We start from the raw sequence: 14,137 nt of genomic DNA, 5'->3' as shown, positions 1-14,137 counted from the left end.
CCCGCCGCCCCGCAGCCCGCGCGCCCCGTCGCCGTCGCGGCGGTCGCCGGCGCGCCGGCGTTGCGTCCCGCAGGACCCGTCCCGACGCCCGTCGGCTCGCTGCCGCCCCCCGCGGCCGTCCGCCCGCCTGTCGGGATCGCCCGCCCGCGCCGGCGCCACTGGCTTGCCCTCATAACGTTCCTGCTGTTCGTGGTCGTGCCCGCCGGCCTGTGGGGATGGTATCTCTGGACCCGCGCGGTGGACCAGTACACGTCCAGCACCTCGTTCTCGGTCCGCAAGGAGGAAGGGCAATCCTCGATCGACCTTCTCGGGGGCCTCACGGCGCTTGGAGGGTCGTCGGGAACCGCCTCCGACACCGACATCCTGTTCGAGGTCATCCGCAGCCCCGACATGGTCCGCCGCGTCAGCGAGCGGATGGACCTCGTCGGCGCCTTCACGCGCGCCTGGCCGTCGGACTTCGTGTTCGCCTACGACCCTTCCGGCACGCAGGAGGACCTGACCGACTACTGGAACCGGCAGGTCAAGGTGCTGCTCGACAACAACGCCGGCATCATCACCGTCCGCGCCAGCGCCTTCACGCCCGACGACGCGCTGCAGATCAGCAATGCCGTGCTGAGCGAAAGCGAGCAGATCGTGAACGCGCTGTCCGACAAGGCGCTGACCGACGCGACCCAGCTGGCCGAGCACCAGTTGCTGAAAACCCGCGACGAGCTCGTGGACGCGCGGCAGGCCATGACCGCCTTCCGCGTCCGCACCCGCATCCTCGACCCGTCGGCCGACCTCGGCACGCAGATGCAGATCCTGGCCAACCTCCAGGGTTCCATGACCGAGCAGCAGGTGCTGCTGGACCAGCTGCGCGAGAACGCGCGCCCCGGCGACCAGCGCATCATCCAGGCCGAGAAGAAGATCGAGGCGCTCGGCCGCCAGATCGAGCAGGAGCGGTCCAAGTTCAGCGGCGACACGGCCGAGGGCGAAAGCTACGCCCAACTGATGCAGGAATACGAGAAGCTGGCCGTTGACCTCGAGTTCGCCGAAGGTGCCAACACCGCCTCGCGCGTGGCGTACGAAGCCGCGCTGCAGAACGGGCAGCGCCAGAGCCGCTACCTCGCCGCGCACATCCAGCCGACGGCGGCTCAGAAGTCGCTGACGCCGGACCGGCCGTGGCTGTTTGGCCTGGGGTTCGGGCTTCTGTTCATCCTGTGGTCGATCGGGATGCTGGTCTACTACAGCATCCGCGACCGGCGCTGAGGCGAGCTGCCGCGGCCCCGATGGCACGATGACATGATCGTCCTGCAGAACCTCACCAAGGTCTTCAACCTGCACCGCAGCTCGCAGGTTGTGGCCGACAACATCAACGCGGTGTTCCCGACGGGCGCGTCGGTGGCGCTGCTGGGCCGCAACGGGGCGGGCAAGTCCACGCTGCTGAAGATGATCGCGGGCACGACCCTGCCCACCAGCGGGCGGGTCTGGTCGGACGGCACGATCTCGTGGCCGGTGGGCTTCGCCGGCAGCTTTCACGGCGAGCTGACGGGGGCGCAGAACGTGCGCTTCGTCGCCCGCATCTACGGCGCGGACAGCGACGAGCTGGTCGATTACGTGGGCGAGTTCGCGGCGCTGGGCGACCGCTACCACGTGCCGTTCAGCACCTATTCGTCGGGGATGCGGTCGCGCCTCGCGATGGGATGCAGCATGGGGATCCGCTTCGACACCTATCTCGTGGACGAGGTGACGAGCGTGGGCGACGCCGAGTTCCGGGCGAAGTCGCAGCAGGTGCTGATGGACCGGCTGAAGAACTCGTCGGCGGTGGTCGTCACCCACTCGACCGAGATGATCCAGCGCCTGTGCAACATGGGCGGCGTGCTGAACAAGGGCCGGCTCACGATGTTCGACGACGTCCGCGAGGCGGTGCGCTACCACGAGCACCTGATGGGCGTCCCCGACACGGTCGGCGACTGAGCCCCATCTTCTGTCCGGAAGTATCCCGCGGGTCCGGGGGCGCGCAGCCCCCGGCTTCCCTCAGGCCCGTACGCCGTCCAGCAGCGCCTCGATCCGCGCCACCTGCGCGTCCACGAGGCCCGCGTCGCCCCGGCTTTCCACGTTCAGCCGCACCACCGGCTCGGTGTTCGAGCGACGCAGGTTGAAGCGCCAGCCGGGATATTCGAGGCTGATCCCGTCAGTGTCGTCGCGGGCGATCGCGCCGGGCGCCAGTTCGGCAAGCACCCGCGCGATGGCCGCGTCCGGGTCGCGAAGGCGGAAGTTGATCTCGCCTGACGACGGGAACGCGGCCATGCGGGCCCCGGTCAGGTCCGCCAGCGTGGTGCCGCTGACGGACAGCAGTTCCACCACCTTCAGCCACGGGATCATGCCGCTGTCGGCAAAGGCGAAGTCGCGGAAGTAGTGGTGCGCCGACATCTCGCCGCCGTAGATCGCGCCGCTTTGCCGCATGGTCTGCTTGACGAAGGCGTGGCCGGTGCGGCTTTGCACAGCCTCGCCCCCCGCCGCCGCGATCACGTCGCGGGTGTTCAGGACGACGCGGGGGTCGTGGACGATGCGCTCGCCGGGGTGGCGGGCCAGGAAGGCCTGCGCCAGCAGCCCGACGATGTATTCGCCGGGAATGAACCGGCCCGCGCTGTCGAACAGAAAGCAGCGGTCGAAGTCACCGTCCCACGCCACGCCGAGATCGGCCCCGTGCGCGCGCACGGCGTCCGCCGTCATCGGCTGGTTCTCGGGCAGAAGCGGGTTCGGGATGCCGTTCGGGAAGGTCTCGTCGGGGTCGTGGTTGATGCGGACGAAGCGAAGGGCCGCGCCGCGGCGCGCAAGCTCGTCGGCGATCGCGTCGAAGGCGGGGCCTGCGACACCGTTGCCGGCATTGACCAGCACGGTCATGGGCCGCAGAGCGGCCGCGTCGACGAAGTCGCAGACGGCGCTCGCGTAGGCGGCGCGGGCGTGGGCGAAATCCTCGACCCTGCCGGTGCGGGCCGGGGCCGGGAAGTCCCCCGACCGGGCAAGGTCCGCGAGTTCCGCCAGCTCCGTCGCCGGGTCGAGCGGCGCGGCGCCGCGGCCCACCAGCTTCATGCCGTTGTAGTCGATGGGGTTGTGCGAGGCCGTGACCTCGATGCCGCCATCCGCGCCGTGATGGGCGGTCGCGAAATACATCTCCTCCGTGCCCGCGAGGCCGAGGTCCAGCACGTCCGCGCCGCCCTCGGTCAGGCCCCGGATCAGCGCGGCGGCGAGGGCGGGCGAGCTTTCGCGCCCGTCGCGCCCCACCACGACGCGGGCGGCGGGGCCGACGAAGGGCCGGGCGGCGAAGGCGCGGCCGACGCGCCAGGCCACGTCCTCGTCCAGTTCCGATCCCAGCCTGCCGCGCAGGTCGTAGGCCTTGAAGCAGGTGATGTCGCGCTGGGTCATGGCGGTCCTTGATCGAAGCGGCGGAGATCGAAGCGGCAGGGATCGATGCGGGATGCACCGATGCCGCGCGCCGTGCAAGCTCCGGTTGTCACGCGGGTCGGGGCCCCGTCGTCAAAGCCGCGTCACCACCCGCGCGTCGAACAGCCGCGCCACGTCCTCGGGCCGGCACAGCTCGGTCGCGGGCGTCATCACCGCGGCCGACGCGGCCGCCGCCGCAAGCCCAAGCGATGTCCCCGCGTCCCATCCGCGCGCCATGCCAAGCGTGAAGCCCGCGACGAAGCTGTCGCCCGCGCCGACCTTGCTCACGATCGGCACGTCGTGCGCCACCGCGTGCCAGCAGCCGTCCGCCGTGGCGATGATGTTGCCGTCGCGCCCGCGTGCCACGATCACCGCATGCGCCACGCCCGCCCGCACCAGCCCCGCCGCAAAGGCCGATGTGTCCGTGCGCCCGGGCAGCGGACGACCCGCCAGCCCTTCCGCCTCGGCGTCGTTCATCCGCAGGACGGACACGCCGGCGGCGGCCCGCACCACGCAGGCGAGCGGCTCGCCCGAGGTATCAACGACGAGGCTCGCCCCGCGATCCTGCAACTGGCGCGCCAGCGTGACGGCAAGTTCGTCCGGCACCCCCGGCGGGTTCGACCCCGACAGGACGACGATCCCGGCTTCGGGCACCTCGGCCACGATAATGCGGCAGGCGGCGGCCACGTCGTCCGCGCCCCAGGCCGGGCCGGGCATGACGAAGCGGTACTGCTGCCCCGTCTCGCGATCCGTGACCGACAGCGATTCCCGCGTGTCCGCGGGCGCGTCCAGCCGCACGACCGGCAGGTTCGCGCCCGCCATCAGCGCCTCGACCCGCGCGCCCGCGGGGCCCCCGAGCGCGACCACGGCGGTCGAGTCCCCGTCCATCCGGGCGATCGCGCGGCTGACGTTGATCCCGCCGCCGCCCGGGTCGACCAGCGGCGGCTCGCAGCGGAGCTTGAGTTCCGGCACCACCCGCGCGGTCTGGGTCGCGAGGTCGAGCGCCGGGTTCAGCGTCACCGTCAGGATCCGTGCCTGCGGCTGCGGTCCCAGCGCGGACGGCGCGCCGGTCATTCCCACCACCGGTCGATCCGCGCCACGTCCTCGTCGGACCAGCCGAAGTGATGGGCGATCTCGTGGACGACGACATGGGCCACCAGCTCGTTCAGCGTGACGTTCCCGCGTTCGACCCATTCGTCCAGGATCGCGCGGCGGAACAGCCAGACCGTGTCGGGAAAATGCTGCGGATCGCTTACGGACTTCTCGGTCAGCGGGATGCCGTCGTAGAGCCCGGTCAGCTCCAGCGGATCGTCGATCTGCAGCTCGTCGAGCACGTCGTCGTCGGCCACGTCCTCGACCTTCAGGACCACGTCCCTCGCGTGCGCGGCGAAGCTTTCGGGCAGGCGGGCGATCACCTCGCGCGCCATCGCCTCGATCTCGTCCAGCGTCGGCGCCATCGCGCCGGTCCATTCGGTCATGCGGGCTGTCCCCCTTCGGTCCCCGGTCCGGCCCCTGATATGGACAAGAACCGACCCGTGTGAAAGACCGGACGCCAACGACCGGCCCATGCCTGCGCTGCCTGCCGCCCGAGGACAAGATGACCACGACCACCCGCTTCGCCCCGTCGCCCACCGGGCATATCCACGTCGGCAACCTGCGGACCGCGCTGATGAACTGGCTGATCGCGCGCAAGGCGGGCGGCACCTTCATCCTGCGGCTGGACGACACCGACCAGGAACGGTCGAGACAGGAATACGCCGACGGGATCATGCGCGACCTGGAATGGCTGGGCCTGACCTGGGACCGGGTGGAACGGCAGTCGGACCGGCTGGACCGCTACGCCGCCGCCGCCGACGGGCTGCGCGGGAAGGGGCGGCTCTACGAGGTGTTCGAGACGCCGACCGAGCTCGACCTCAAGCGCAAGAAGCTGCTGAACATGGGCAGGCCGCCGGTCTACGACCGCGCCGGGCTGAACCTGTCGGACGACGACCGTGCCCGGATGCGGGCCGAAGGGCGCGAGGGCTACTGGCGCTTCAGGCTCGACCTCGAGCGGATCGAGTGGACAGACGGCATCATCGGCGACGTGTCGATCGACGCGGCCTCGGTCAGCGACCCGGTGCTGATCCGCGCCGACGGGCAGGTGCTGTACACCTTCGCCTCGTCGGTCGACGACGTGGACATGGGCGTGACCGACATCGTGCGGGGCGCCGACCACGTGACCAACACGGCGACGCAGATCCAGATCATCAAGGCGCTGGGCGGCACGCCGCCGCGCTTTGCCCACCACAGCCTGCTGACCGGCGCCCAGGGGGAGGAGCTGTCAAAGCGCCTCGGCACCCTGTCGCTCAGGGACCTGCGCGAGAACGGCGTGGCGCCCGAGGCGCTTCTGAGCCTCATGGCGCGGCTCGGGTCCAGCCAGCCGGTCGAGCTGAAGATGACGCTGGAGGAGCTGGCGGACGGCTTCGACGTTTCGCAGTTCGGCACCTCGCCCACCAAGTTCGACGCCGAGGACCTGTGGCCGCTGACGCGCGAGCGCAACCAGCACCTGCCGTTCGACGCGGTCAGCGCGCGGATCGCGGGGATGGGCGTGCCCGACGACCTGGCCGAGCGGTTCTGGCGCGTGGCAAGCCAGAACATCACGAAGCTGGACGACCTCGCCGACTGGTGGGTGATCTTCAGCGAAGGGGCGGAGCCCGCGATCGACCTGGAGGACGCCGAGTTCGTCGCGCAGGCGCTGACCCTCTTGCCGCCGCCGCCCTACACCGACGCGAGCTGGTCCGACTGGACCTCGGCCGTGAAGGACGCGACGGGGCGGAAGGGCAAGGGACTGTTCATGCCGCTGCGCAAGGCGCTGACAGGTCAGGCGCACGGGCCGGACATGGGCGACCTGATGCCGCTTCTGCAGGTGGTGCGGGCGAAGGGCAGGGCCTGACGGGGCCTTGCAGGTCGCCGCGGGCTTCGGCTTCAGGGCGACCGACGCCCGGCGCCCGGCGCGCCTTCTGCGGCGGCATCGCCGGGCGTCCCACGGACCGGCCCTGCCGATTTCCCGCTTGACGCCCCCCGGCCCGCGCCTTACATCGCCCGAACCGTGGCGGAGTAGCTCAGTTGGTTAGAGCAGCGGAATCATAATCCGCGTGTCGGGGGTTCAAGTCCCTCCTCCGCTACCAGTTTTCCCTCAGTGATCTAGGCGACTTCCTCATCTGTGGGGTAATCCGGAGTCGTGCGGAAAGAACTTCGGGGTGGCGCAGCGGTGGCAGGATCGCTCGTCTGATCCTGGGAGGGCCGGTTCCCCGTCGCTTCTTGCAGGAGATGGTGGCCATAAGCGGGAGAGTAGCTGTCCAGCGTTCCACAGACCGCTATGAGCATCGTGCCAGCGCCTGCTCGTCGGCTTCACCGAAAACTCCGCCATTTGCGAGCTGCGTGAGCAGGTAAGGAAGCAGCGGATGAAGCGCAGGACACGCTCAACTGCGACACTGGGCCACTCATCCGTCAATCGGCGACCAAGGCGCACTGCAGTATTGGCAGCATGCTCGAAGGTCGCCAATTATTTGAAGACAGTCATGTTGACCTCCTCAATCCGGGCGCAGGAGGCGCCGCGTTCAAGACCCTCGCCCTCCCCGGGGGCGCGAAGGCTGCAGTCTCATGCCGCGAGGCTAAGATCCTCGTCTGACAGAAGGATCTCGGCGACCCGTGCGGGTTTGCAGACAACCGGTCGAGCAGCCACAGAACGCGACGCCTGCCGATCAGACCTTCGAGCAGTGTGCCTGCCTTAGCCAGCGCCTTTTGGAAAGCGAACAGGAACAGCAGAAGCTGCGCAAACGAGGACGTTTCGGCAATTCGCCAAATACCGCGCCTTGCTGATGACCCGACTTGGTATCCCGAAAGATGCCAGTATTGTCAGCACATGCGGGACCTAAACCTCAAAGCGACGGAATATTTCGAAGCGGTGGCGCGGCTGGGCACAGTGACCAAGGCGGCCGAAGAGTTGGCCGTCTCGCCCTCGGCCGTCAGCCAGCAGGTTGCGACAATCGAGACGCAACTCGGAGTGAAGCTCTTCCGGCGCGAGAAGCAGCGGCTGGTCCTGACGCTCGACGGCGACCGGATGTTCCAGACCGTCACGCAAGCATTCGGCGCGATCCGCAACGCCCGCTCGGCCATCGCCCATCAGCGGGACCTGCGCAACCTGACGATCCGGGTCAGTCCCAGCTTCGGGGTGCGCTGGCTCGGGCCCCGGATCGGCAGCTTCGCGGCCGGGAACCCGGACTGGAACATCCGGGTCGATGCCACCTCGGATTTCTCGGCCTTCGACACCGAGGGCGTCGATTTCGATCTGCGCTATGGCACCGGCACCTGGAGCGGACTGACCGTGCTGCCCGTCATGCACGACCTGGTGCTGCCACTGTGCAGCCCGGAATATCTCGAACGCCTGCGGCAGCTCTCGGAGGATCCGGCCGAGCAGCTGGCGCAGGCGCGGCTGATCGACAGCGTCAAGATGCTGTACCGCTGGGATCTCTGGCTGGCGGGCAACCGCATCGCGCTGCCGAACCTGACCTATCCATTCCGCTTCGACCGCTCGTCCATGTCGATCGAACTGGCGAAGCAGTCGATCGGGATCGCGCTCGACAGCGTGACCCTCTGCCTCGAGGAACTGGAGCGGGGCGAGCTGGTGCCGTTCTCGACCCGCTTTCCGGTCATCGACTTCGCGGCCTACTGGTTCGTCTGCCCGCCACGCCACCTGAACCGGCGCGTGGTCAAGCGGTTCTCGGACTGGCTCGCCGGCGCCACCGCCGCGCATGATGCAGCCGCGCGCAGCTTTCTGGCGGCGCGCGGCTGTTCGTTCCGGCAGAGCTTGGCGGCCGAGCTGATCGACGTGAAGCCCTGGGGGCTTTAGTAGATCGTCAGCGCCGGGATGAAGGAGAAGGCCAACAGGATGACGAGGGCCACCAGGTAGAAGGGCATCAGGGCGCGGGTCGTTTCGCCAATCCCCGTGCGGGCGATCGCCGAAGAGATGAACAGCGTCGTTCCCACCGGCGGCGTGTAGAGCCCGATCGACAGGTTCAGCACCATCATGAGTCCCAGTTGCACCGGGTCCAGACCGATCGAATTGCCAATGGTCACGAACAGCGGGGCCAGCAGGAGCACTGCCGCGGGCAGGTCGAGGAACATCCCGACCACCAGCATCACGAGGTTCAGCGCGATCAGCACCATCCACGGCTCGGTCAGATGGGTCGAGACAAAGCTCGCGAGGTTCTGGGGCACCTGCTCGGCGGTCAGGATCCACTGGATCGTGCCCGAGGCCATGATGATCAGCATGACCGCACCCGTCATCAGTCCGGTATCGACCAGCGCGTCCCAGATCAGCCGGGGCGTCACGTCGCGATAGAAGAAGATGCCTATCAGGAGCGCATAGGCCACGGCCATCACGCTGACCTCGGTGGGCGTCGCCACGCCGAAGCGCAGCGTGCCGATGATGAAGATCGGCATCAGCAGCGCCGGCAGGGCGAAGAGGATCTGGCTCTTGAAGGCGCGGAACCCGCCCGGGAGCGGCGAGGCGGGCAGGCCGCGTCGCTTCGCCACGAACCACACCATCACCATCATCCCCAGCGCCAGTACCAGGCCCGGCAGAATGCCCGCGACGAACAGATCGACGATCGAGACATTCGCGACAAGGCCATAGAGGATGAGCGGGATCGACGGCGGAATCAGCACCGCGATGGTCGACGAGGCCGAGTTGATCGCCGCCGCGAAGGGCGCGGGGTAGCCGTCGCGCACCTGCACGGGGATCAGCGCGTTGCCCATCGCCGAGGCATCGGCCACGGCCGAGCCCGAGACACCGCCGAACATCACCGAGCCGAGGATGCTGACCTGCCCCAGCCCGCCCCGGAAGCGGCCGACCAGCAGCCGGGCGATGTTGACGAGGTATTCGCCGAACTTCCCGTGCATCATCAGCGAGCCCGCGAGGATGAAGTACGGGATCGCCAGCATCGGAAACGCCTGGGTCGGCGCGTAAAGGCGCTGCGCGATCACCGCCAGGGGCTTGCCGTCCAGCAGAAGCGCCAGCGCCGTTCCGCCCAGCATCGCATGCGCGACCGGGACGGACAGCGCCATCAGGGCGAAGAAGGTCACCACAAGGATCGAGGTCATGGCTTTGTCTCCCTCAGCTCAGGCTCGAGGCGACTTCGACGCGGCGTAGAGTGTGCCCCATCAGCGCGGCGATGACATCGCACAGGCAGATCATCGCGATGCCGCCGAAGCCGTAGATCAGGCTCGCATAGCCCCAAAGCTGGCTGATGCCGCCCAGGGCGCTGATGCGCTGGTATTGCGCGGCCTTGATGATCGGGAATGACGACCAGACCACGATAAGCGAGATGACCAGCGTCAGGACGGACGCGACAAGAAAGACGATCCGCTTACCCGCGGGCGACAGCAGGTCGGGCAGGATGGTGATGGCGATGTTGCGGCTTTGCACCGTGGCGATCACGACGCCCCCGGCGATCATCCAGGGCAAGAGGATCGCATGGATGTCGTAGGCCCAGTCGAGACCGCGGCCGGACGCATAGCGCAGGATCACGTTCGCCATCAGACCGACGAACAGCACGACCAGGGTCACGACGCAGATCAGCTGGCCGGATATCTCCAGGGTGGAGACGATGCTCCGCAGGATTGGGGGCGCCGGGCGCCCGTCCTTCTGATTTGCCACGGTGGGTGCCGGACCGGTCATTTCTTCGCCTCCGACACGATCCTGTCGACCAGCTCGGGATAGCGTTCGCGCCATTCGTCATAGACACTCGCAGTGGCGTCGATGAAGGCCTGCCGGTCAGCCAGTTCCGTGATGATGGCACCTTCCTGTTCCAGCTTGGTGCGGACCTCGGCTTCCGCCTTCTGGGCGGTGTCACGCTGGAAGGCCGTCGCCTCGTCCGCAGACTGCTGGACGCAGGCCTGGTCCTCGGGCGACAATGACGACCACCAGGCCATGCTGGCCAGCAACGGCGTCGTCTCGTACTTATGGCCGGTCAGCGAGATGTACTTGGTGATCTCGTGCAGTTTCGACGAATAGATGTTCGTCAGCGGGTTCTCCTGCGCCTCGAAGACGCCGGACTGCAGCGCGGTCGGCAGCTCGGCGAAGGTCAGCGGCGCGGGATTGGCCTGCAGCGCATTGAAGATCGAGATGGTCATGTCGTCAGGCGGCGTGCGGATCTTGACGCCCTTGAGGTCTGCCGGCGTCGTGATCGACTTGGACAGGTGGCTGACGTGGCGGATGCCATTGTCCCAAAGACCCAGCAGCTTCAGCCCCGCTGCTTGCGCCCGCTCGTCGATCATGCCCCTGATGTCACCGTCGATCGCCGACCAGGCCGCGGGCGCGTCCTGAAACAGGAACGGCAGGCCGATCACGTTCAGCTCGGGCACGATCTGCGCGGTGGCGCCCTGGCTGTTCGCCGTCATCTGGATCACGTTGGCCGAGGTCGAGGTCAACGCCTCGACATCGTCGCCCATCGTCGCCGCTCCGGCGACGTTGACGGTGATGTTACCGTCGCTGCATGCCGCCACCTTCTCGGCGAAGAAGTCGGCCGCCAGCGAGCGCGGGTTCCCCGGTGGCTGCGCATGGGCCAAGATAACGGTGTCGGCGTGAGCCATGCCCGACAGCGCGGCACTGCAGAGCAGCACGGCAAGAGCGATGCGTTTCATGTGGTTTCCTCCCAAGGGTCAAATTCGCCCGCCGCCTCCTCGCGGCGGGACAGGGGTTCAGTGGATCAGTGATCCGCCGTTCACGTCCACCTCGGTGCCGGTGCAATAGGCCGACAGGTCCGAGGCCAGGAACAGTGCACAGCCCGCGACATCCGATGCCGCGCCCGCGCCCCCCATCGGGATGCCGGCGAGGATCTGTTCGTTCATCTCGGGCGTCAGCTTGCCCGCGGTGATGTCGGTCGCGATGAAGCCGGGGCAGATCGCGTTGACCCGGACATTGTCGGGGGCCAGTTCGCGGGCCATGGCCTTGGTCAGGCCCAGCACCCCCGCCTTGGCGGCCGAGTAATGCGGTCCGCCGAAGATACCGCCGCCCCGCTGCGCCGAAACCGAGCTGAGGTTGACGATGCTGCCCGACTTCTGCGCCCGCATGGCCGGGATCACCGCCTGGCTCATGTAGAGCGTGCCGCGCAGGTTCACGTCGAGCACCGCGTCATAGTTCTGCGGCGCGATGTCCATGATCTTCAGCGGCTGGGTGATGCCTGCGTTGTTCACCAGCACGTCGATCCGGCCCCAGCGGTCCAGCAGCGCCGCGACCGTGGCCTCGCAGCCCGCCTTGTCGGTGACGTTGCAGGCCAGACCCACATGCCCCTCGCCCAGGTCGATCGCCGCGGCCTCGGCAGCGCCGGCGTCCAGGTCCAGAATGGCGACGGTCGCGCCATGTTCCGCGAACATCGCGGCGGTCGCCTTGCCCAAGCCGCGCGCCGAGGCCGCGCCTGTCACGATGGCGTACTTGTCTTTCAGCAGCCCCATGGGCTTTTTCCTTTTCTTCGGAATGTCAGGATGGGGTGGCGGTCAGAGCCAGCCCTTGATGCGGGCGGCGACCTTGTCGACGGTCAGGCCGTACATCTCGTGCAGCGTCGGCAGCGCGCCGGCTTCCAGGAACTGGTCCGGCAGGCCGATCATGCGGAACGTGGGCGTGATCCCGTTCGTCAGCAGCGTGCTTGCGACCGCCTCGCCCAAGCCGCCGACGACCGTGTGGTTCTCGGCCGTGACGACCAAGCGCCCGCCGCGCCCCGCCTCGGCAAGCACCGTCGCGGTGTCGAAGGGCTTGATCGTGGGCACGTGCAGCACGGCGGCGTCCACGTTGTCGGCGGCCAGCTGCTCGGCCGCGTCCAGCGCCCGCATGGTCATGAAGCCGGTCGAGATGATCAGCACGTCCTGTCCCTCGCGGATCACCTGCGCCTTGCCCAACTGGAAGCGGTAATCCGGCTTGTGGCGCGTCAGGACCGAGGGAACCTTGCCGCGCGGCAGGCGCGCATAGACCGGCCCGTCATGCGCGGCGATCTGGGGCACCATGCCCAAGATGTCATCGGCGTCGCAGGGGTCGATGATGGTCATGTTCGGCAACCCGCGGAAGATCGCCAGGTCTTCGGTCGCCTGGTGGCTGGGGCCATAGCCGGTCGTCAGCCCCGGCAGGGCGCAGCAGATCTTGACCGGCAGGTTCTCCTCGGCGATCGCCATCGCGATGAAGTCATAGGCCCGGCGCGAGGCGAAGACGGCGTAGGTGGTGGCGAAGGGGTTGAAGCCCTCGCGCGCCAGCCCCGCCGCCGCCGACATCAGAAGCTGCTCGGCCATGCCCATCTGGTAGAAGCGGTCGGGCATCGCCTGGGCGAAGACGTGCAGGTCGGTGTACTTGGCCAGATCGGCGGACAGCCCGACGATGCGGTCGTCCTTCTTCGCGGCCTCGACCAGGGCATGGCCGAAGGGTGCCGTCACCGTGTCATAGCCCTCGGCCGCCAGCGAGGCGATCATCGCGGTGGTCGCCACCTTCTGCTCGGGGACGCGGCGGGGCTCGTACTTCCGGGTCATGGAGGCAAGGGTCATTGCGGCTTTCCTTCCTCGAGCTTGGCCAGCGCCTTGGCCCATTCGTCGGGCTCGACCCGCACGAAATGCGTGATCTCGCGAGTTTCCAGGAAGTCGATGCCCTTGCACATGCGGGTGTCGAAGATGATGACGCGGGGGCCCGGATGGTCAGTGCCGCGCGCCTCGTCGAAGGCCGCGACCACGGCGGCCAGGTCGTTGCCGTCCACCCGCTGCGCGTGCCAGCCAAAGGCCTGCCACTTCTTCAGCTCGTCACCTTGGGCGAGTGCCGCTGTGGATTTCCCATCCGCCTGCTGGTCGTTGAAATCGACAAGACAGACCAGGTTCTCCAGCTTGTGCTGGACCCCCGACATCACTGCCTCCCAGGTCGAGCCCTCGCCCAGTTCCCCGTCCGACATCAGGTTGAAGACGAAAGCCGGGTTGTTCTTGCGCTTGAGGCCCATCGCCATGCCGACGGCGATTCCCAGCCCGTGCCCCAGCGAGCCGCCCGTGATCTCCATCCCCGGCGTGTAGGAGGCCATGCCCGACATCGGCATGCGCGAGTCGTCCATGCCGTAGGTTTCAAGCTCATTTTCCGGCAGAATGCCCGCTTCCATCAGCACGGCGTAAAGCGCGATGGCGTAATGGCCGATCGACAGCAGGAAGCGGTCGCGTCCTTCCCATTCCGGGTCCTCGGGGCGGTATTCCAGCGCGTGGAAGTAAGAGGCGGCAAGCACGTCGGCCACGCCGAGCGCCTGCCCGATATAGCCCTGTCCCTGAACCTCGCCCATCAGCAGGGCCTTTCGGCGGATGTTCCACGCGCGCATCTCCAACGAGACGTTGGACAGCGCCGCAGAGCGGCTTTCCGAGTTCATGATGTCCTCCCCAGGACTTTGTCGCGTCTGGAGGATGGTTATCACGAGCAGCAGTTAAGCTATTTTAAGAAAAATTTATCACTTGTTAAGACTGGCTTCATTTTGTCACACGACCTGAAGGCTTCCGTACAACCAGCATCTCCAGCAATGGATTCCTGTACTGAGTTCTCGTCCGGTAGCCGCTCATCACGAGGGTCACGTTGACCTTTCTTTAAACCAGATCTTTTGGGGTGTCGGCCTTCTTCATGGTCTGCCCCCTGAAAAGTGGTCCTCCCTGAAGTAGGCTTTTG

Annotated in this window: 14 protein-coding genes and 1 tRNA gene; 5 read left to right on the top strand and 10 right to left on the bottom strand. The window is 67.7% G+C overall.

The genetic code is table 11. The features are described from left to right. Together ELI80_RS16100 and ELI80_RS13730 are read left to right on the top strand one after the other, a co-directional pair. A partial coding sequence (locus tag ELI80_RS16100; RefSeq protein WP_161596484.1) for a KpsE/RkpR family capsule polysaccharide export protein occupies positions 1–1,248 on the top strand: 1,248 nt, incomplete at its 5' end. A gap of 33 nt (positions 1,249–1,281) precedes the next feature. Then, positions 1,282–1,956 carry an ABC transporter ATP-binding protein gene (locus ELI80_RS13730; protein ID WP_136652542.1) on the top strand — a complete coding sequence of 225 codons (675 nt, stop codon included), beginning with the start codon at positions 1,282–1,284 and terminating at the stop codon, positions 1,954–1,956. A gap of 60 nt (positions 1,957–2,016) precedes the next feature. Here the strand turns inward: ELI80_RS13730 and ELI80_RS13725 are convergent, their stop codons facing one another. The 3 genes from ELI80_RS13725 to ELI80_RS13715 form a co-directional block, all read right to left on the bottom strand. Next, the gene (locus ELI80_RS13725) at positions 2,017–3,408 is read right to left on the bottom strand and encodes a phosphohexomutase domain-containing protein (protein ID WP_136652541.1); all 1,392 of its coding nucleotides are present in this window, start codon (positions 3,406–3,408) and stop codon (positions 2,017–2,019) included. Positions 3,409–3,519: 111 nt separating this feature from the next. Next, positions 3,520–4,500, bottom strand: coding sequence for a 1-phosphofructokinase family hexose kinase (locus ELI80_RS13720; protein WP_136652540.1), 981 nt, complete (start codon positions 4,498–4,500; stop codon positions 3,520–3,522). Continuing rightward, positions 4,497–4,904 carry a metallopeptidase family protein gene (locus ELI80_RS13715; protein ID WP_136652539.1) on the bottom strand — a complete coding sequence of 136 codons (408 nt, stop codon included), beginning with the start codon at positions 4,902–4,904 and terminating at the stop codon, positions 4,497–4,499. The genes ELI80_RS13720 and ELI80_RS13715 overlap by 4 nt, the downstream gene beginning before the upstream one ends. A gap of 119 nt (positions 4,905–5,023) precedes the next feature. Between ELI80_RS13715 and gltX the strand changes: the two genes are divergently transcribed. The 3 genes from gltX to ELI80_RS13700 all read left to right on the top strand — a co-directional run bounded on the left by gltX (position 5,024) and on the right by ELI80_RS13700 (position 8,317). After that, positions 5,024–6,358, top strand: a complete 1,335-nt coding sequence (gltX, locus tag ELI80_RS13710) for a glutamate--tRNA ligase (protein WP_136652538.1) — start codon at positions 5,024–5,026, stop codon at positions 6,356–6,358. A gap of 158 nt (positions 6,359–6,516) precedes the next feature. Continuing rightward, positions 6,517–6,593 (top strand) — tRNA-Met (locus tag ELI80_RS13705). Between the two features lie 737 nt (positions 6,594–7,330). Further along, positions 7,331–8,317 carry a LysR substrate-binding domain-containing protein gene (locus tag ELI80_RS13700; RefSeq protein ID WP_136652537.1) on the top strand — a complete coding sequence of 329 codons (987 nt, stop codon included), beginning with the start codon at positions 7,331–7,333 and terminating at the stop codon, positions 8,315–8,317. On the opposite strand, the gene ELI80_RS13695 is transcribed toward ELI80_RS13700, so the two are convergent. The 7 genes from ELI80_RS13695 to ELI80_RS16475 all read right to left on the bottom strand — a co-directional run. Beyond that, positions 8,314–9,570 carry a TRAP transporter large permease gene (locus tag ELI80_RS13695; protein WP_136652536.1) on the bottom strand — a complete coding sequence of 419 codons (1,257 nt, stop codon included), beginning with the start codon at positions 9,568–9,570 and terminating at the stop codon, positions 8,314–8,316. The two genes, ELI80_RS13700 and ELI80_RS13695, sit on opposite strands and share 4 nt — an antisense overlap. Before the next feature lie 13 nt (positions 9,571–9,583). After that, entirely contained in the window at positions 9,584–10,147 is a 564-nt protein-coding gene (locus ELI80_RS13690) for a TRAP transporter small permease (protein ID WP_161596483.1), read from the bottom strand. Continuing rightward, a complete protein-coding gene (locus ELI80_RS13685; protein WP_136652534.1) occupies positions 10,144–11,112 on the bottom strand; it encodes a TRAP transporter substrate-binding protein in 969 nt (322 codons plus the stop codon). The genes ELI80_RS13690 and ELI80_RS13685 overlap by 4 nt, the downstream gene beginning before the upstream one ends. Before the next feature lie 57 nt (positions 11,113–11,169). Further along, positions 11,170–11,922, bottom strand: a complete 753-nt coding sequence (locus tag ELI80_RS13680) for an SDR family NAD(P)-dependent oxidoreductase (protein ID WP_136652533.1) — start codon at positions 11,920–11,922, stop codon at positions 11,170–11,172. A 42-nt stretch (positions 11,923–11,964) separates the two neighbouring features. Further along, positions 11,965–12,996 (bottom strand): transketolase family protein, encoded by a 1,032-nt coding sequence (locus tag ELI80_RS13675; RefSeq protein WP_136652532.1) that lies wholly within the window; start codon positions 12,994–12,996, stop codon positions 11,965–11,967. Continuing rightward, positions 12,993–13,847 (bottom strand): transketolase, encoded by an 855-nt coding sequence (locus ELI80_RS13670; RefSeq protein ID WP_136652531.1) that lies wholly within the window; start codon positions 13,845–13,847, stop codon positions 12,993–12,995. Before ELI80_RS13670 ends, ELI80_RS13675 begins: the two co-directional genes overlap by 4 nt. Before the next feature lie 59 nt (positions 13,848–13,906). Continuing rightward, positions 13,907–14,137: hypothetical protein (locus ELI80_RS16475; RefSeq protein ID WP_236641503.1), on the bottom strand; the 231-nt coding region annotated here is incomplete at its 5' end.

Origin of the sequence: Paracoccus aeridis (assembly GCF_004923205.2) — a bacterium.
GTDB classification, from domain to species: Bacteria; Pseudomonadota; Alphaproteobacteria; order Rhodobacterales; family Rhodobacteraceae; genus Paracoccus; species Paracoccus aeridis.
This window is presented reverse-complemented; position numbering and strand designations above follow the sequence as displayed.

What these genes read in the sequence shown, in the direction of transcription:
- ELI80_RS13730 (WP_136652542.1), top strand. Translation starts at nt 1,282, where the DNA reads ATGATCGTCCTGCAGAACCTCACCAAGGTCTTCAACCTGCACCGCAGC.
- ELI80_RS13725 (WP_136652541.1), bottom strand. Translation starts at nt 3,408, where the DNA reads ATGACCCAGCGCGACATCACCTGCTTCAAGGCCTACGACCTGCGCGGC.
- ELI80_RS13720 (WP_136652540.1), bottom strand. Translation starts at nt 4,500, where the DNA reads ATGACCGGCGCGCCGTCCGCGCTGGGACCGCAGCCGCAGGCACGGATC.
- ELI80_RS13715 (WP_136652539.1), bottom strand. Translation starts at nt 4,904, where the DNA reads ATGACCGAATGGACCGGCGCGATGGCGCCGACGCTGGACGAGATCGAG.
- gltX (WP_136652538.1), top strand. Translation starts at nt 5,024, where the DNA reads ATGACCACGACCACCCGCTTCGCCCCGTCGCCCACCGGGCATATCCAC.
- ELI80_RS13700 (WP_136652537.1), top strand. Translation starts at nt 7,331, where the DNA reads ATGCGGGACCTAAACCTCAAAGCGACGGAATATTTCGAAGCGGTGGCG.
- ELI80_RS13695 (WP_136652536.1), bottom strand. Translation starts at nt 9,570, where the DNA reads ATGACCTCGATCCTTGTGGTGACCTTCTTCGCCCTGATGGCGCTGTCC.
- ELI80_RS13690 (WP_161596483.1), bottom strand. Translation starts at nt 10,147, where the DNA reads ATGACCGGTCCGGCACCCACCGTGGCAAATCAGAAGGACGGGCGCCCG.
- ELI80_RS13685 (WP_136652534.1), bottom strand. Translation starts at nt 11,112, where the DNA reads ATGAAACGCATCGCTCTTGCCGTGCTGCTCTGCAGTGCCGCGCTGTCG.
- ELI80_RS13680 (WP_136652533.1), bottom strand. Translation starts at nt 11,922, where the DNA reads ATGGGGCTGCTGAAAGACAAGTACGCCATCGTGACAGGCGCGGCCTCG.
- ELI80_RS13675 (WP_136652532.1), bottom strand. Translation starts at nt 12,996, where the DNA reads ATGACCCTTGCCTCCATGACCCGGAAGTACGAGCCCCGCCGCGTCCCC.
- ELI80_RS13670 (WP_136652531.1), bottom strand. Translation starts at nt 13,847, where the DNA reads ATGAACTCGGAAAGCCGCTCTGCGGCGCTGTCCAACGTCTCGTTGGAG.